Below are 17703 nucleotides of genomic sequence, written 5' to 3' on the forward strand. Positions count from 1 at the left end.
GAATCGTGACTTCCACCGCCGTAAGCAGCAGGTCCTTCAGGAACCATCCCGGCGCGGCCGCCGTCGCGCTCGCCGCCACGGCGGCGCTGCTGGCGGGATGTTCCTCCTCCGACGACACGTCCGACCCCCTGGCCGGGGACAAGCCGAGCGGCGACACCGTGGTCGTCGGCTCGAACAACTTCGCCGAGTCCATCCTGCTCGCCGACATCTACGGCGAGGCCCTCAAGGCCAAGGGCATCAAGGTCACCTACAAGCCGAACATCGGCAGCCGCGAGACGACCTACGGCCTGCTGAAGAACGGCTCCATCACGGTCCTGCCGGAGTACAACGGCTCGCTGCTCGCCTACCTCGACAACAAGGCGGAGCAGAAGTCGGCCGACGCCGTGAACGCCGCGGTCAAGAGCAAGCTGGACGCGAAGCTGACGCTGCTGGAGTCCTCGCCGGCCGAGGACAAGGACTCCGTCAGCATCAACGCCGAGACGGCGAAGAAGCACAAGCTGACGGCCGAGTCCAGCCTCGAGGACCTCAAGGACATCGCCCCGGACCTGGTGATCGGCGGCTCGCCCGAGTTCCAGACCCGGCACCAGGGTCTGAAGGGCCTGGAGTCCGAGTACGGCCTGAAGTTCAAGTCGTTCAAGGCGCTGGACGCGGGCGGCCCGCTCACCCAGGCGGCGCTGACGAAGAACACCGTGCAGGCCGCGGACATCTTCACCACCGACCCGACCATCACCAAGGAGGGCTTCGTCGTCCTGAAGGACCCGAAGAACCTCTTCGGCTTCGCCAACGTGACCCCGCTCGTGTACAAGAGCGGCCTCTCCCAGGAGGGCGTCGAAGCGCTCAACGCGGTCTCGGCCAAGCTGGACACCAAGACGCTCCTCGACCTGGACTCCCAGGTGCAGCTGGAGAGCAAGGACCCGCTGGACGTGGCGAAGGCCTGGCTGAAGTCGGCGGGCCTGAACTGACGCAACCGGGTGGGGTCGTGGCCGGCGGGTGCCGCCACCACCACCCCACCCCGTGCGAGGCCGCTCAGTAGCCGACGTGGAACGTGGCGTCCTGACGCTCGGTGGCCGTGGAGACCGGGTCGATGCGCAGGGCGAAGTCCGCGTGCCTGATGTAGCGGGTCGGGTTGTTGTACGAGCGGAACGACGCCCAGGAGGCGTCGGCGAGCCCGGCCGTCCGGTGGAAGGTGGCGTCCGCCGCGAACGTCGACGTGCCGTCGCTCTCGTCGAGGCGCAGGGCGTAGTTGTAGTGCCGCAGGTAGCGGGTCGGGTAGTTGACCGACTGGAACGAGACACCTGAGGCGTCGGCGAGCCCGGGCACCAGCTTCCACTGCGAGTCGGGGAACGGATCGAAGGGGTACTCGTCGATCCGGCCGGCGAAGCCGCTGTGCCGGACGTAACGCGCCGGATAGTTGTACGACTTGAGCCGGTTCCAGGCCGGAGCGCCCCAGTGCGAGACCAGGTTGGCGTACTGGGCCTGGGTGATCGGCTGGATGCCGCAGTGCTTGGAGTTGAGCGGCTGGGTGTAGAGGCGCTGGTCGAGCGCCGTCCAGGTGCCGGCGGCCAGGTCGGTCGACTGCCAGGCGTAGAAGACGCCGTTGGGCGTGTACGTGTCTCCCCACAGGTACCAGGTGGTGGACGTCAGCGACTTCACCACCGTCGGCGCCTCGGTGCCGCCGTGCGCGGCCGGGGTGCTGAAGACGGTGAAGCTGCCGGGGTTCAGCGAGGTGGACCGGGCGCCGACCAGCGTCTGGTCGCGCTTGAAGTAGAGGTAGTTGACGCCGTTCACGCCCACGGTCAGATTGCCGTCGATGACGTCGTAGCCGGGGTCGAAGAAGACCTGCGGACTCTGGGTGGTACGGAAGTCGGTCGTGTAGCTGACCATGATCACGTTGTGGCCGCTGCTGTTCACCGACGAGTAGAGGATGCCGTACTGCCCGCGTCCGGCGTCCCAGTAGGCCTCCGGCGCCCAGCTGTGGGTGCCTGTCATGTCGTGCAGCTTCAGCAGCCGGTAGCCGGTGAAGGACCGCAGGTCGGTCGAGTCCCAGACGTGGATGTTGACGCTGTTTCGGCTCCAGTCGGTGCCCTTGAGGTCGGTCGCCAGCACCACGAAGGTGCCGTCCTGCTTACGCAGGATGAACGGGTCGCGCAGGCCTCCCGCGCCCAGGGTCGGCGTGACCACCGGGTTGTTCTGGTTCAGCGGCATCCAGCGCAGACCGTCGGTGCTGACGGCCAGGTGCAGACCGTAGTCGGCCTCGAGCATGGTGTTGGACTCGGTGAAGTAGGCCATGGCGTACGCCGAGTCGGCGGCGTGGGCCGTCCCGGCTCCGAGGGTCAGGGCGCCGGTCGCCGCGAGCGGAAGGGTCGCTGCCACGCCGAGGACGTGTCTGCGGGAGGGGTGGGCCATGTGCGCTCCAGGGGGTTTGGCGGTGCGGGGGTGCGGGGGTGCGGGCCTTGTGGTCGGGGAGACGAGCACGCCGAACTGTCGATATATCGAACGCAGTTCGGTGAATCGACCAGAAGGTAGGAGAGCGCGGGGTGCGCGTCAATCACTCGGTCACCCTTGGCGGATTTCCGCCACCCGGCCCACCAGGGACCCCAGTTCCGCACGCGCGCGTGCCGCCGCCCCGATCGCCACCGCGTCGGCGCCGAGCCCGGCCGGCAGGACGCGGACGGGACGGCCGCTGACGGGCGGCTCGGATGTCAGGGCAGCGCGGACCGAGCGCTCCAGCAGGGCCCAGGAGCGGCTCACGCCACCGCCGACGACCATCGTGGTGACGTCCAGCAGTCCCGCCGTGACGAGCAGGGCGCGGGCGACGGCGGCCCCCGCCGCGTCGTACACGGCGAGCGCCTCCCGGTCGCCCGCCCGCGCGGCCTCGGCGACCTCCCCGGACGTGCGCGACCGGCCCGTGCGCTCGGCGTACCGGCCGGCGATCGCGCGGCCCGAGGCCAGGGTCTCCAGGTGCCCGCGCCCACCGCACGTACACGGCAGGTCGCCGAAGCCGGGCACGTGCCCGATCTCGCCCGCCGCGCCGTGCGGGCCGTCGTAGAGCACGCCGCCCAGCCACAGCGCCCCGCCGACCCCCGTGCCCAGCGTCATCCCGAGCACATCCGGCTCGCCCGCCACCGAACCCGCCGTCGCCTCCCCGCGCAGGAAGGCGTTGACGTCGTTGTCCAAGAACGCCGGTACGCCCAGCGCCTTCTCGAACGCCGCCGTCACCGCGAACCCGGCCCAGCCGCGGAACGAGTCGCTGGCCACCAGGACCCGCCCGGCCCGCGCGTCCACCACGCCCGCCGCGCCCACCCCCACGCCGAGCAGCCGCTCGGAAGTACGGCCCAGCAGCAGCCGTACGGCATCCAGCGCGGCGCCGACCATCGCCGCCCCGCCGTCGGAGGCCGGGGTGGGCACGCCGACGCGGTCCCTAACGCCCAGGCCCGGGTCGCACAGCACCACCTGGGTTGTCGTACCGCCGATGTCGACACCGGCCAGCACTCCACGCGTCATGCGCCGGCCCCCGTCCCGAGAGCCGCCCGGTGTTCCCTGCGCCGCCGTTGCAGCACCGGATCCGGTACGGGCACGGCCGCGATGAGCCGGCGCGTGTACTCCGTCTCCGGACGCAGCAGAGTCGTCATGGTCGGCCCTTGCTCCTCGATACGGCCCTCCCGCATGACGACGACGCGCTGCGCGAACTCCTGGACGACGGCCAGGTCGTGGGAGACGAACAGACAGGCGAACCCCAGCTCACGCTGCAACTCGGCGATGACCTCCAGCACCGTGCGCTGCACACTCACGTCCAGCGCGCTCGTCGGCTCGTCCGCGACCAGCAGCCGGGGGTCCAGCACCAGTGCCCGCGCCAGACTCACCCGCTGCCGCTGACCGCCGGACAGCTCACGCGGTCCCCGGCCCGCCAACTCCCTCGGCAGCCGCACCAGTTCCAGCACCTCGGCTACCCTGGCCCGCCGCTCGGCCGCCGCCATGCGGCGCCGGTGCACCCTGAGCGGCTCGGCGACGCACTCCGCCACGCTCATCCGCGCGTCCAGCGAGGCCACCGGGTCCTGGAGCACCACGCCGACGCCGGACAGCAGGGCCCGCCGCTTCCGGCCGCGGGCGCGGCCCAGGTCGGTGCCGAACAGCGACACCGAGCCGGCGGCGGGCGCGATGAGCCCGAGCGCCACCCTGGCCGCCGTCGACTTGCCCGACCCGGACTCGCCGACCAGACCTACGGTTTCGCCGGGGCGGACGTCGAGGGAGACACCTTCCAGCGCCCGGACCTGCCCGTACCGCACCGACACGTCCCGTAGTTGCACCACGGGCGCCTTCTGGGCCGCGGGCGCGTCCTCACCGCTGAGCCGCAGCCGGGGCACCGCCGCCAGCAGGCTTCGCGTGTACTCGTGCCGTGGCCGCAACAGCACGTCCTCCACCGTCCCCGTCTCCACGACCTCGCCGCGCAGCATCACGGCGACCCGGTCGGCGAAGTCGGCGACCACGCCCATGTTGTGCGTGACCAGCAGCACGCCCGTGTCCGAGTCGGCGGCCAACCGCCGTAGCAGATCGAGGATCTCGGCCTGCACGGTCACGTCGAGCGCGGTGGTCGGCTCGTCGGCGACGAGCAGACCCGGTGAGTTGGCGATCGCCATGGCGATGACGACGCGCTGGCGCTGCCCGCCCGACAACTGGAAGGGGAAGGCCGACGCCCGCCTCTGCGGCTCGGGAATGCCGACGCGGCGCAGGAGTTCGACGGCCGCACGGGCGGCCTCCGACCGGGAGACGTCCCGATGGTTGCGTATGACCTCCGCGATCTGGGAGCCGACCCGGGTCAGCGGGTCGAGGGCGGTGGCCGGCTCCTGGAAGACCATGGAGGCGGTACGGCCCCGCAGCCGGGCCAATGCGGCCTCCGGGGCGCCCACCACGTCGGTGCCGTCGACCGTCACCCGCCCCGAGGCACGCGCGCTGCCCGGCAGCAGCCCCATCGTGGCGAGCGCCACCGTCGACTTGCCGGACCCGGACTCACCGACCAGCGCCAGCGTCTCGCCGGGCCGTACGTGCAGCGACACTCCGCGCACGGCGGCCACGTCACCGGTGTCGGTGGAGAAGGTCACGCCCAGGTCGGCGATCTCAAGGATGTTCATCCGCGTCCCTTCACGTCGAAGGCGTCACGCAGCCCGTCGCCGATCGCGTTGAACGCGCACACGACGAGGATGATCGCGAGGCCCGGCGGAACGATCAGCCACCAGCGCCCGGAGTACGCCGCCGTCAGACCGGCCGACAGCATGCCGCCCCAGTCGGTCTTCGGCGGCTGGACGCCCAGCCCGAGATACGACACATAGGCGACGAGCAGGATCGCGTCGGCGACCTGGAACGTCGCGGCGACCACGATCGTCGACACCGAGTTCGGCAGGATGTGCCGACGGATCGCCCGGCCGTGCGTGCCGCCGGTCGCGCGCAGGGTCAGCACGTAGTCCCGGTTCTTGAGCGTGAGCGTCTCCGCACGGACCAGCCGGGACGGCACCAGCCAGGACACCAGACCCAGGATCACGACCAGCCCGAGCGGGCCCGGCGAGGCGATCGCGGAGATCACCAGCAGGATGAACAGCGCGGGGATCGCGATCCCGGCGTCCACGACCCTCATCATCACCGCGTCAACCCAGCCGCCCGCGTACCCCGCCACCGCGCCCCACAGCGTCCCGATGACCGTCGCCAGCACCCCGGCCGCGAGCCCGACCAGCAGCGACACCTGCCCGCCGTACATCAGCCGCCCGAGCTGGTCGTGCCCGACGGCGTCGGTCCCGAGCCAGTGCGTGCCGCTGGGCGGGAGGTTGACCTGGGTGAGATCGGTGTGGGTCTGGTCCGTGGAGTAGAGGAGCGGACCGAGGAAGCAGAAGGCCAGGAAGAGCACCACTACGAGGAGCCCGGCCAAGGCGAGCCTGTTGCGCGCGAAGCGCGCACTCAGGGGCGCGGGGCTGTGCCGATCTACGGCACCGCCACGGGGCGCGACAAGCCCCCACCGGCCGCCGGCATCAATACGACCACTCACGCCCGCCCCTCCTTCACCCGAGGATCGACAACCCGCTGCACCACATCCGCAAGCAAGGTCCCCACAACGGTCGCGACGGAGATCACGAGCACACACCCCAGCAGCACCGGATAGTCGGACGACTGAGCGGCGGACCAGAACAGCAGCCCCATCCCGGGGTAGTTGAAGAGCTGTTCGACCACCAACGCCCCACCGAACAGCACCGGCACGTAGTACCCGAGCATCGCGATCACCGGCGTCAGGGAGTTGCGGAACACATGCCGGAACAGAACCGCGTACTGCCCGGCGCCCCCGGCGCGAGCCGTCCGCACGTAGTCCTCGGACAGGTTCTCCAGCGTCGCCGCCCGCATGTACCGGCTGAACACGGCCACCATCGAAGCCGCCCCCGTCACCACCGGCAGCACCAGCGCCGCCGGATCGGCGAACACCTGGGCCACCGTGTCCCCTTGGGGAGCCTGCGACGGAAACCACCGCAGGGTCTGGGTGAAGACCAGCACCAGGATCAGCCCCAGGAAGTACACCGGCGTCGAGTACGCGACGAAGCTCAGCGTCGTGATCGCGTAGTCGGCCGGCTTGTTGCGCCGCACCGCCTGCCACATGCCGAGCGGGATCGCGAGCAGCAGCCCGACCAGCGCGGACAGCACGGTCAACACCAGCGTCTTCGGCAGCCGCTGCTCGATCAGCCGCGACACCGCCTCATTGAGGGTGTACGACGTCCCGAGGTCACCGTGCGCCAACTCGCGCAAGTAGTAGACGTACTGCACGGGCAGCGAGCGGTCGAGCCCCTGTTCGTGGTTGAACGCGGCGATCTGCTGGGCCGTCGCCTGCGGGCCGAGGATCCCGCGTGCGGGGCCTCCGGGCAGGGTGTGCAGCAGGCAGAAGACCACGATCGTGACGATCAGGATCACGGCGAGGGCCTGGAGGAGCCGGCGGCTGAGATACAGGAGCGTGTCCATGCCTCAGCCGGTCCACTTCCACTGCGCGGGGTGGAAGTTGGCGAGCGAGTCCTGGGAGAAGCCGCCGAGTCCGTTCCTGATGACGGAGACCTGGTAGACGGGTTCCGGCAGCCAGATCACCGGCAGGTCCTCGGCGAGGGCGGCGCTGTAGTCCTGGACGGCCTTCGTCGAACTGGACGTCGTGGAGGCGGAGATGAGCTTGTCGACGTCCCGGTTGGAGTAATTGCCGAAGTTCGATCCGCCGCCGGTCTGGAAGAGCGAGTCGCCGGTCGGGAAGGCGGGGAAGTACCAGCTGCCGGCCGTCCCGAAGAAGGACAGCTGCCACTTGCAGATCGACTGGTCCGCCTTGCACTGCGGGGTCTGCGACAGCACCGAGTTGACGGGCGCGGTCCTGATCGAGAACTTGATGCCGGTCCTGGCGAGCGAGGACTGGATGGCGCTCATCATGTTGTCGGTGACCGTCGAGCCGGACTGCGACAGCACCTGCATCTCGAACCTGGTGCCCTTGGCGACGCCCGCACCACACTGGGAGGCCCCGGTCCCGGGACTCGTGCAGGTCATGACCCCGCCCTGCTCACTCCAGCCGTGACCGGTCAGCAGTTCCCGGGCTGCCGACGTCGAGAAGGGGTACGGGTTGTCCTTCTGCACCCGGGAGACGAAGTCGGACGCCTGTCCCTGCGGGACCGGGCCGTAACCGGCGACCGCGGTCCCGTTGAACACGACCTTCGCCAGACTTTCCTGGTCGATGGAGCGCTGGACGGCCTGGCGGGCGTACAGCTGCTTGAACACAGCTCCCATCGCCGGGTTGTTGAAGTTGTACGGCATGTAGGTGATCGCCCACCCGGACCACGGCTTCACCTCGTAGCCCTGCGCGCTGAAGCTCTCCTTCTGGTCGAGGTCGGTCGCCTCGATGTAGCCGTAGTCGACGCTGCCGGAGCGCAGGGCGTTCTTCTCGGCTTCGGCCGTGGTGAAGGGGAGCAGGTTCACCGTGGGGATGTCCGGCTTCTCGCCGCCGTCGTACTTCTTGTTGGCGGTGAGGACCACCTTGCCGGCCGTCGAGTAGGACTTGACCGCGTAGGGGCCGCTGATGGTCTTCCAGAGGGCGTTCTTCTCGTAGTCGCCGATGTTCTTCGCGGCGTTGTTGAGGTACGTCCACACCTGCTTGGCGTCGCCGCCCTTGTTCCAGGTGTGCTGTGGCAGGGGTGTGATGGAGCTCAGCTCGTTGGCCAGCATCCACTGCGGGTTGTAGGCCTTGTCGAAGGTGAGGGTGAAGTGGTGGTCGTCCTCGGTCTTGAAGGACGTCCAGTTGTCCGGCGCCTGACCGGGGTTGTAGCCCGCCCACTCCGACTTGTTCGCCTTGATGAGGTCGAACCAGAACCGGACGTCACGGGAGGTGATCGGCTTGCCGTCGCTCCAGTGCCGGTCACCCAGAGTGATCCGCACGCTCTTGTTGTCGGGTGCGAAGTCGGCGTCGGTGGCGACGGAACCGGCTTTGTTCCAGGCGATCTCGCCGGTGGAGCCGTCGTAGGCGATGAGCGGCTCCCACAGCGTGTTCGCGATGGAGATGTTGTTGGTGTTCAGATGCGCCGCGGTGCCGATCGGCAGGATCCAGTTCGGCGTGAAGTTCGCGGGCAGCGCGTAGTTGATGGAGTCGCGGGATCCGGATGACGTGCCGCTGCTCCCGGAGCAGCCCGCGAGCAGCAGCGTGCCGGCGGACAGGGCGGCGGCAGCGGCGAGGAGTCTCGTGCGAGCAGGGGACATGGCTCTCCTCAGGGGACAGAAGCGAGGTGCAGTCAGTGAAAGCCCCGGCTGTTCGAAGAAACAGGAGTGCCGCTGTAAAAAGTATGTTTCTGCTGTTCTGGAATTAGCCCGGAGGGTGCGTCCGCGGCCTACTCTCGCTGTCCCGACCGCAGATGACGGAAGTAACTTCGTCCATGACTGAAAAAAGTGGGTCGTTGACCCGGCGCATCCTCGAACTCCTCGCCTCCGGGCAGGCGTCCACGCGCACGGAGCTCTCCGAGCTGCTCGGCGCCGCGCCGTCGACGGTCTCGTTCGCGGTGACCAGGCTGCTGGACTACGGCCTGGTCACCGAGGAGGGCACCATGTCGTCCACCGGCGGACGGCCGCGCAAGGTGCTCCGTCTCGGCGGCGGCGACGGCTACGCCGTGGCGGCCGAACTCGGCGGCAGGCACGCCCACGTCGGCGTCGTCCACCCCGGCGGCGGTCTCACCGACGTCTCCACGGTGCCGTTCGCGACGGCCGACGGACCGCAGGCCTCGCTGCCCGGGCTGGTCGAGGCCCTGGAGGGCCTCGCCGAGCGGAACGGGCGGGAGTCCCTCAGAGGTGTCGGCCTGTGTCTGCCGGGCCCGGTCGACGTCGAGCCGGGCCTGGTGACGCTGCCCGCGCGCATGCCGGGCTGGAACCGGTTCCCGGTACGGGACTGGCTCCAGGAACGGTTCAGGGTCCCGGTGGCCATCGAGAACGACGCCAACTGCATGGCCGTCGGCGAGCACAGCGTCCGGCCCGCCGGGCAACGCCAGGCCATCATGGTGAAGGCGGGCACCGGCATCGGCGCGGGCGTCATCGCCGACGGCCGCCTCTACCGGGGCGGTTCGGGCGCGGCCGGCGAGATCACCCACGTCCGCGTCGAGGCCGCCCACGACATCCCCTGCTCCTGCGGGAACACCGGGTGCCTGGAGACGGTCGCCTCGGGCGCCGCGCTGGTCCGCATCCTGCGCGAGCGCGGCCTTGAGGTGTCGTCCACCGAGGACGTCGTACGCCTCGCCGGTGACGCCGACCCCGAGGCCACGCGCGCGGTCCGGCAGGCCGGCCGCTACCTCGGCATGGTGCTGGCCGCCAACGTCAACTTCTTCAACCCCGACGCCGTGTACCTCGGCGGCATCCTCTCCACGCTCGAGCCCTTCGTCGCCGCCGTGCGCAGCCAGTTGTACGAGGGGTGCCACCCGCTGGTCACCGAGCACCTGGTCATCGAGCGGGCCGGCCTCGGCGCCGACGCCGGCCTGGTCGGCGCGGGCCAGTTCGCCCTCCAGCGGGCCCTCGCCCACGCGCTGCACTCGGTCGCCGGCACCCACCCCTGACCCTCAGGAGGAGCCATGCCCCAGTTCCAGCTCCAGCCGCGCCCCCGTCCCGTCATCGCGATCGCCGGCCTCGGCATCGAGTCGTCGACCTTCTCCCCGGCCCGCACCGAGGCCCCCGCCTTCCATCCGCGGCGCGGAGCGGACGTCCTCGACCGCTACCCGTTCCTGGCCCCGGGACAGCCGCTGCGGGACGCCGCCGACTGGCGTGGCGCCCTGGTCGGCAAGGCGCTGCCCGGCGGCACGGTGACGGCGGCCGCGTACGCCGAGCTGTCCCGCGAACTCGTCGACCGACTCCGGGAGTTGGGGCCGCTCGACGGGCTCTGGTACGACATCCACGGCGCGATGACCGTCGAGGGCATCGACGACGCGGAAGTGGACCTGCTGACCCGTGTCCGCGAGGTGATCGGCCCGGACGTCCTCGTGTCGACGTCCATGGACCTGCACGGCAACGTCTCCCGGCGGCTCGTCCACCTCAGCGACCTGATCACCTGCTACCGCATGGCCCCGCACGAGGACGCCATGGACACCAAGGAGCGGGCCGCCCGCAACCTCGTCGACCTCCTGGCGAGCGGCGCGCCCCGCCCCGTCAAGGCCTGGGTGCCGGTGCCGGTGCTGCTGGCCGGGGAGCAGACGTCCACCCGTATCGAACCCGCGAAGAGCGTGTACGCGGCCGTAGAGGACGTGGAAGCGACCGTCGGGGTGACCGACGCGGCGATCTGGGTCGGGTACGCCTGGGCCGACGAGCCGCGCAACCGGGCCGCCGTCGTGGTCACCGGACCCGACGAGGCCGCCGTCACCGCGGGCGCCGAGCGCCTCGCCCGCGGATTCTGGGACGCCCGCCGTGACTTCGCCTTCGTCGCACCCACCGGCACCCTGGGCGACTGCCTCGACGAGGCCCTGGCGGCCGGCGCCCGCCCCTACTTCATCAGCGACACCGGCGACAATCCGACCGCGGGCGGTGCCGGAGACGTCACCTGGGGACTCCAACACCTGCTGGCCCACCCGGAGTTCAAGGATCAGTCCGGGCCGGTCGCCGTCTACGCCTCCCTGCCCGGCCCGTCCGCGGTCGACACGGCGGTGAAGGCCGGCGTCGGCGCCACGGTCACCGTCACCGCGGGCGCGAAGGTCGACGACCGCCATTCGGGGCCACTCGTGATGACCGGCGTGGTGCACTCCGTACGGCACGGCGACCGGGACGCCGAGACGGAGGCCGTGCTGCGGGTGGGCAGCGTGTACGTGATCCTGACCCGGCTGCGGAAGCCGTATCACCTCGAACGGGATTTCACCGAGCTGGAGTTGGATCCTCGCTCGGCCGACATCGTGATCGTCAAGATCGGCTATCTGGAGCCCGAGCTGTTCGCCATGGCGGCCGACTGGAAGATGGCGCTCACGCCGGGCGGCGTCGACCAGGACCTGGTGCGGCTCGGCCACCACCGCATTCGCCGGCCCATGTTCCCCTTCGACCCCGCGATGGCCGATCCCGACCTCACGGCCAGGATCGTCGCACCCGCGAACCGGCCGCTCACCGGCCGCGAGGAGTGACGCTCAGCCCGCCTGCCGGGCGTCGGCGATCAACTGGTCGATCAGGGCGATCAGCACGTCCCGGCACGACTCGCGCTCCCGCGCGTCACACAGCAGCACCCGCACATGCTCCGGGAGCGCGAGGGCGTCCTTGATCTCCTCGGCGGGATAGGGGTGTTCGCCGTGGAAGCCGTTGACGGCGACGACGAACGGGATCTTCCGGCGCTCGAAGAAGTCGATCGCCGCGAAACTGGACTCCGGCCGGCGGACGTCGATCAGGACGACGGCCCCCAGCGCACCGATCGCCAGGTCGTTCCACATGAACCAGAACCGCTGCTGCCCGGGCGTGCCGAACAGATACAGCACCAGTTCCTGGCTGATGGTGATCCGGCCGAAGTCCAGAGCCACGGTCGTGGCCCGCTTCTCCTCGATGCCGTTGAGGTCGTCGATGCCCACGCCCGCGGCGGTCAGGGGCTCCTCGGTGCGCAGCGGGGCGATCTCGCTGACCGACCCGACGAGAGTCGTCTTGCCGACGCCGAAACCGCCGGCTATGAGGATCTTGACCGTGTCGGGCGGCGCGACCGGTTCCACGGTGGTGTCAGAGCCGGCCAAGGCCGTCCCTCACTTTCTGCAGCAGGTCCAGGTCCGGGGTGCGGGGGGTGACGGGGTGCGGCGGGTGCACGGTGATCAGGCCCGCCTCCAGCAGATCGCAGAGCATGATGGCGACCACGCTCACCGGCAGGTCGAGATGGGCCGCGAGTTCCGCGACGGCGATGGGCCCGGCGCAGCGCCGCAGGATCCGCGTCTGCTCGGGCTGCGGACGGGGCGCCCGCTCCGGCGGCGGATCCACCGCCGTCACCGTCGTGATCAGCGTGAAGTCGGTGCGGCTGGGCCTGGTCCGGCCGCCGGTCAGCGTGAAGGGACGTACCAGCCTGCCCGCCGTATCGTCTCCGGCCACCTCACGCGCCAGGGCCGACATGGGCCCGCGGTGCCGCCGACAGGTGCTCGCCGATCTTCTTCACCAGCATGTTCATCTGGTACGCCACCACGCCGACGTCCGCGCCCTGGTTGGTGAGGACCACGAGGTGGGCGCCGGGACCGGCGGACGTGAGGATCAGATAGCTGTTGGCCATCTCGATCAGCGCCTGGCGCACCGGCCCGCCTCTGAAGTCCATGCTGACGCCCTTGCTGAGGCTCATCAGGCCGGACGCGGTCGCCGCCAGCCGCTCGGCGTCGTCGCGCAGGAACCCGGTGGACTTGCTCACCACCAGACCGTCCTCGGAGAGCACGACGGCGTGGTTGACGTCGGCGACCCGCTCCACGAGTCCGGTGAGCAACTGGTCGAGCTGGGTGTCCGTGGCGGGGGTGGGGCGTGTCATGGCGGTGTCCTTCATGAGCGGTCGGCGGGCGAAGGGGAGGACGTGGGGGAGGAGGCCGCGGGGGTGGCGGACGCGTCGGCCTCGCCGGCCGCGGGCGGCTCCTCGGGGGCGACGTCGTCGCGCGTCCGGCGGGCGGCGGGAATCCGCTGGTCCGTGGCCTGCTCGGACGGGTCCGCAGGCTCGTCGCCGCTGTCGTCGCGGGCCTGGAGCGTGCCCCGCTGGAAGCAGGCCAGGGAGGAGGCGGCTCGTTCCGCGGTGAAGTCGTCGTAACCGTCGTCCTCGGCGGGCCGGGCCTCGTCGCGGAGCTCGGCGGCCAGGCTGGTCTGCGGCACCCGGCGGGGCAGTGCGGTGAGGCCGCCGTCGCGGCGTGTGGCGGGGGCGGGGGCCGGGGAGGACGCCTGGGCGGTCGAGACGCGGGCCGGGACGACCGGGCGGGACTCCCGTACGGGCTCCTCCGGTTCGGCGGCGCCGGAGTGCTCCACCTCGTCCGGCTCCGGGTCCGGCAGGTCCCGCACCACGACGTCGTGCGGGATCAGCACGATCGCCGTCGTGCCGCCGAACGGCGAGGAGCGCAGGGTGACCGCGATGCCGTGCCGCTGGGCGAGCCGGGCGATCACGAACAGGCCGAGGCGCAGGTCGTCGGCGAGGGCCACCACGTCGAACTGCGGGGGCTCGGCCAGCTGCGCGTTGAAGGAGTCGTAGTCCTCCTCGGACATGCCGAGCCCACGGTCCTCGACCTCCACGGCCAGGCCCTTGGCCACCATCGCGGCCCGCACCCCGACCGGCGCGGGCGCGGGGGAGTACAGCGTGGCGTTCTCGATCAGCTCGGCCAGCAGATGGATGACGTCCGCCACGGCAGGCGGCGCCAGGTGCACCTCCTCCTCCGTCTGCACCTCGACGCGCTGGTATTCGGCGACCTCGCCGACGGCGCTGCGCAGGATGTCGATCAGCGCGACCGGCTCGCTCCAGCTGCGGCCGGGCCGCTCGCCGCTGATGATGACGAGGTTCTCCTCGTAGCGGCGCAACTGGCTGGCTGTGGAGTCCAGTTCGTACAGGCCCTTGAGGATCTCGGGGTCCTGGTGCGCGCGCTCCAGCGCGTCGAGCTTGGTGAGCTGGAGGTTGACCAGGTTCTGGCTCTGCCGGGCGATGCCCAGGATGACCTTCTGGAAGCCGCGCCTAGTGTCCGCGAGTTCGACGGCGGTGTGCACGGCGGTGCGCTGGGCGGTGTTGAACGCCTTCGCCACCTGGCCGAGTTCGTCGTGGCCGTAGTCCAGCGGCGGGGTGGCCAGCTCCACGTCGACCTTCTCGCCCCGCTCAAGCCGCGCCACCACGTCGGGCAGCCGCTCCTGCGCGAGGCCGAGGGTGGCCTCGCGCAGGCCGTGCAGGCGCCGGGACAGCGAGCGTGTGATCCGCCACGACATCCAGACGCACACCAGCAGGGCGACCAGACCGCCCGCGCTCAGGGAGGCGGCCTTGATCAGCAGGCCGCGGGCGTTGTCACCGCTGCGTTGCAGCAGCGCGGTCGTCTGCTGCCGGATCAGCACCTCGTACTCGTCGGAGACCTTGACCAGCGCGGCCCGCCACTCCTTCTGCGCGTCCGGGACGGCGATGTCCCCGTCCCCGCGCGCCGTCGTCCGCGCCGCGAGCACCCGGTCCTCGACGGTCTCCAGGGTCCCCCACTGCGGGCTCCCCAGAATCCGCTCGGTCTCCGTCTTCGCGCTCCCCGTGAGCGAGGGGAGGATCTGGTCGTTGACCAGCCAGCGGCGGGTGTTCACCAGCTCCGCGAACTCGGTCCACGACTTCTCGTCCATCGTCCGCGACGGCGAGGCCAGCGTCAGCAGCGCGTCCTCCCGGGACACCGCTTCCGCCGCGTGCTCCAGCGCGACGAGCGGACCCGCCTGCGAGGTGAGGTCGCCGTCGTCGACCTGGGAGAGCTCCTGGAAGGCGTGGATCTGGTCGTCGATGATCGACGTGTACTGGCCGAGCGCCTGTACGGCGGTGATGTCGGTGGGGTTGTCGACCTGCCCCCGGTAGTACTCCAGGCTGCTCACCGACGCGACGACCGAGTACAGCCGGTCCTTGATCCGGGGGGGTGCCTGCTGGATCGCGTCCGACTGGGAGAGGAGTTTGGCCACCGCCTTGTCGGTCTTGCGGCGCTGCTCGTCCAGCGCGCTGCGGGCCTCCTCCTGCCGGGACGCCAGCCATACGGCCGAGTAGCTGCGCTCCTGCTGCAGCGCGAGCGTGGCCTCCGTGCCCATGGCCCCGGTCGACTTGCTCAGCCCGGTCTGCGACCGCAGCCCCAGGCCCTCCGAGAACATCTGGATCGTCGTCACGCTCCAGACGGCGGCGAGCGTCACGCTGGGCACCAGGGCCAGCAGGATCAGGGAGAGACGGATGGAGCCGAGGCGGCGCCGGGGACCTGTCCGTGGAGACATTGTCGTCCTAGGGCGATCAGCGGAGGGCGGGAGCGGGCGGGGTCAGCGCGGAAGCGGAAGCGGGACGGGCGCCAGGGGTGGCGGCGGTGTCCGGTACGTCACGGGGGATGCGCTGGATGCTATCCGTACAAGTGAGCGTGTGTGTCACGCGTGACCGAATCTTTGGCGACACCGTCGGGGGAACTGTCCGGTCACCGGGTTCCGTTGGCGGCGAACTCGGCGACCGACGCGATGTTCGCCCTGGTGACGAACGCCGGCCCGGTGAGGACGGGCGCCTCGCCACCGCCGAGGGTGTTGCCGTTGGTCCTGTACAGCCACAGCGAGTCCACCGCGAGGTAGCCCTGCAGATACGGCTGCTGGTCGACCGCGAACTGCACGTCCCCGGCCTGGACCGCCTTGACCAGGTCCTTGTTGAGATCGAAGGTCGCGACATGGGCCTTGGAGCGGGCCTCGTCGGCCGACTTCACCGCGGCCAGCGCGAACTGTGCGCCGTTCATGACGACTTCGTCGATGCTCGGGTCCTGTCTGAGCCGTGTCGCGACGGAGGCGGTCACCGCGTCCATGTCGGTGCCGTCCACGTAGAGGTTCTCGGTCTCGCCGCCGAAGGACTTCTTCACGCCCGCACAGCGCGCCTCCAGGGCGACGTTGCCGCGCTCGTGGATGACGCACAGGGCGTGCTTGGCCCTGAGGTCGTCCAGCTTGTCGCCGACGGCCCGGCCCGCGACGCTTTCGTCCTGGCCGAAGTACCCGACCAGGCCCGCGGACTGCCAGTCGTCTATACCGGAGTTGAGGCCGACCACCGGTATGCCGGCCGCCCGCGCCTCGGCGACGGGTCCCGTCATCGCCGTCGGCTTCGCCAGGGTCACCGCGATGCCGTCGACCTTCCGGCTGATCGCGTCGCGCATCAACCCGGCCTGGCCGGCCGGGTCGGAGTCGCTCGCGAAGGTCAGGTCGATGCCGTCCTTTGCGGCCGCTGCCTGGGCACCCTTGTGCACCAGCTCCCAGAAGGCGTCGCCCTCGCCGCCGTGGGTGATCAGGGCGACCTTCAGTCCTGAGGCGTTCGCCGCCGTGTCCGCCTCCGACGCATCGTCGGTGCCGCCGACGGCGGAGCAGCCGGCCAGCAGCAGACAGGCGGCGGCCGTGAGGGCCGCGACGCGAGTGAAAGAGGGGGAGGGGGGTGGGGTCTTCATGAGGGTGCGGCACCTCGCTGTGCGGCCGAGCCGTAGGAACGAACGAGAGGACGGCCGGCGCCGACCGGGAGGTTCGCCGACCAGGTGAACTCTCGCTGGGGCGGAGCCAATCGCGTGCGACCACCGGTCGTCAAGTGTGCAACAACAACGCGTGAGTTGTTGCTCCCACATCGTGATGAACCGCTGGCGGGAGGGCGGGCGGCCGACCGGTCGGCCCAGACTGCTTGCGCTCGCAAACCGGGTCAACCCGCCTTGCGGGCGAGCGCCCCGTACATCGCGATGTCCTCGTCGCGGATCACCTCGGTGCCCGTGCCGTCCGGCCGCCACTTGTGGACCTGGACGATGCCGGGCTCCACATGGTCCAGACCGGTGAAGAACTCCTCTGCCTCGGCGAGGGTGCGCAGCCGCATCGGCATGCCCCGGGCCGCGTACTCCCGGGCGACCCGTCCGACCTCGTCCGGCGCGAACTCGGCGGTGCCGATGGACATCGCCAGGTAGCTTCCGGCGGGCAGCGGCTCCAGCAGCCGCCGCACGATCCCCACGGCGTCGTGCTCGTCCAGCATGAAGTGCACGATCGCGATCACGGTGAGTGCGACCGGCTTCCCGAGATCGAGGGTCTCGCGGAAGGCGGGGGCGTCGAGAATGGCAGCGGGGTCGCGCATGTCCGCTTCGACGTACGCCGTCCTGCCCTCGGCCGTGCCGGACAGCAACTCCTTCGACAGTGCGAGCACGAGCGGATCGTTGTCGACGTACACGACCCGGGCCCCGGGGGCCACCGACTGGGCGATCTCATGGATGTTGGGCGACGTCGGAATCCCGGTCCCGATGTCGAGGAACTGCCGTATCCCCGCCTCCTCGGCGAGATACCGCACGGCCCGGTTCATGAAGTCCCGGTTGGCCCGCATGTGGACGGGCAGCGCGGGCCACTCCCGGACCATGGCGTCGCCCGACTCCCGGTCGGCGGGGTAGTGGTCCTTGCCGCCGATGATGTAGTCGTAGATCCGGGCGGAGTGTGCGGTCTCGGTATCGATACGGTCGGCGGACACGGGGCCTCCGGGGAACATGGGCTTCGGGCTGTTCACCACGCAAC

15 protein-coding genes are annotated in these 17703 nt (G+C 70.6%); 3 read left to right on the plus strand and 12 right to left on the minus strand.

Annotated elements, in window-relative coordinates; translation table 11 throughout:
• The first annotated feature begins 5 nt into the window (after window positions 1–5).
• The gene (locus ACFY5C_RS22985; RefSeq protein WP_389446963.1) at window positions 6–962 is read left to right on the plus strand and encodes an ABC transporter substrate-binding protein; all 957 of its coding nucleotides are present in this window, start codon (window positions 6–8) and stop codon (window positions 960–962) included.
• A 64-nt stretch (window positions 963–1026) separates the two neighbouring features.
• Here the strand turns inward: ACFY5C_RS22985 and ACFY5C_RS22990 are convergent, their stop codons facing one another.
• The 6 genes from ACFY5C_RS22990 to ACFY5C_RS23015 all read right to left on the minus strand — a co-directional run bounded on the left by ACFY5C_RS22990 (window position 1027) and on the right by ACFY5C_RS23015 (window position 8751).
• A complete protein-coding gene (locus tag ACFY5C_RS22990; RefSeq protein WP_389446965.1) occupies window positions 1027–2406 on the minus strand; it encodes a glycoside hydrolase family 43 protein in 1380 nt (459 codons plus the stop codon).
• A gap of 150 nt (window positions 2407–2556) precedes the next feature.
• Window positions 2557–3504 carry an ROK family protein gene (locus ACFY5C_RS22995; RefSeq protein WP_389446967.1) on the minus strand — a complete coding sequence of 316 codons (948 nt, stop codon included), beginning with the start codon at window positions 3502–3504 and terminating at the stop codon, window positions 2557–2559.
• The gene (locus ACFY5C_RS23000; RefSeq protein ID WP_389446969.1) at window positions 3501–5129 is read right to left on the minus strand and encodes a dipeptide ABC transporter ATP-binding protein; all 1629 of its coding nucleotides are present in this window, start codon (window positions 5127–5129) and stop codon (window positions 3501–3503) included. Before ACFY5C_RS23000 ends, ACFY5C_RS22995 begins: the two co-directional genes overlap by 4 nt.
• Window positions 5126–5950 carry an ABC transporter permease gene (locus ACFY5C_RS23005; RefSeq protein ID WP_389447202.1) on the minus strand — a complete coding sequence of 275 codons (825 nt, stop codon included), beginning with the start codon at window positions 5948–5950 and terminating at the stop codon, window positions 5126–5128. The genes ACFY5C_RS23000 and ACFY5C_RS23005 overlap by 4 nt, the downstream gene beginning before the upstream one ends.
• Window positions 5951–6030: 80 nt before the next feature.
• Window positions 6031–6990, minus strand: a complete 960-nt coding sequence (locus tag ACFY5C_RS23010) for an ABC transporter permease (protein ID WP_389446971.1) — start codon at window positions 6988–6990, stop codon at window positions 6031–6033.
• A 3-nt stretch (window positions 6991–6993) separates the two neighbouring features.
• Complete coding sequence (locus ACFY5C_RS23015) at window positions 6994–8751, minus strand: peptide ABC transporter substrate-binding protein (RefSeq protein WP_389446973.1); 1758 nt, start codon at window positions 8749–8751, stop codon at window positions 6994–6996.
• A gap of 152 nt (window positions 8752–8903) precedes the next feature.
• On the opposite strand from ACFY5C_RS23015, the gene ACFY5C_RS23020 reads away from it, so the two are divergent.
• On the plus strand, window positions 8904–10088 hold the full coding sequence (locus tag ACFY5C_RS23020; RefSeq protein ID WP_389446975.1) for an ROK family protein: 1185 nt from the start codon (window positions 8904–8906) through the stop codon (window positions 10086–10088).
• Window positions 10089–10103: 15 nt separating this feature from the next.
• Window positions 10104–11630 carry a M81 family metallopeptidase gene (locus tag ACFY5C_RS23025; RefSeq protein ID WP_389446977.1) on the plus strand — a complete coding sequence of 509 codons (1527 nt, stop codon included), beginning with the start codon at window positions 10104–10106 and terminating at the stop codon, window positions 11628–11630.
• 3 nt (window positions 11631–11633) lie between these two features.
• On the opposite strand, the gene ACFY5C_RS23030 is transcribed toward ACFY5C_RS23025, so the two are convergent.
• The 6 genes from ACFY5C_RS23030 to ACFY5C_RS23055 form a co-directional block, all read right to left on the minus strand.
• Window positions 11634–12221: an ATP/GTP-binding protein gene (locus tag ACFY5C_RS23030; RefSeq protein ID WP_389446979.1), complete on the minus strand. Its 588-nt coding sequence runs from the start codon at window positions 12219–12221 to the stop codon at window positions 11634–11636.
• Complete coding sequence (locus ACFY5C_RS23035) at window positions 12208–12588, minus strand: DUF742 domain-containing protein (protein ID WP_389446981.1); 381 nt, start codon at window positions 12586–12588, stop codon at window positions 12208–12210. Before ACFY5C_RS23035 ends, ACFY5C_RS23030 begins: the two co-directional genes overlap by 14 nt.
• Entirely contained in the window at window positions 12569–12988 is a 420-nt protein-coding gene (locus tag ACFY5C_RS23040; protein ID WP_147997842.1) for a roadblock/LC7 domain-containing protein, read from the minus strand. Before ACFY5C_RS23040 ends, ACFY5C_RS23035 begins: the two co-directional genes overlap by 20 nt.
• 11 nt (window positions 12989–12999) lie before the next feature.
• Entirely contained in the window at window positions 13000–15423 is a 2424-nt protein-coding gene (locus ACFY5C_RS23045; protein WP_389446983.1) for a nitrate- and nitrite sensing domain-containing protein, read from the minus strand.
• Between the two features lie 191 nt (window positions 15424–15614).
• Complete coding sequence (locus tag ACFY5C_RS23050; RefSeq protein WP_389446985.1) at window positions 15615–16613, minus strand: substrate-binding domain-containing protein; 999 nt, start codon at window positions 16611–16613, stop codon at window positions 15615–15617.
• Between the two features lie 242 nt (window positions 16614–16855).
• Window positions 16856–17659, minus strand: a complete 804-nt coding sequence (locus ACFY5C_RS23055) for an SAM-dependent methyltransferase (RefSeq protein ID WP_389446987.1) — start codon at window positions 17657–17659, stop codon at window positions 16856–16858.
• Between the last annotated feature and the right edge of the window lie 44 nt (window positions 17660–17703).

Source organism: Streptomyces sp. NPDC012935 (assembly GCF_042900345.1).
Classification (GTDB): domain Bacteria; phylum Actinomycetota; class Actinomycetes; order Streptomycetales; family Streptomycetaceae; genus Streptomyces.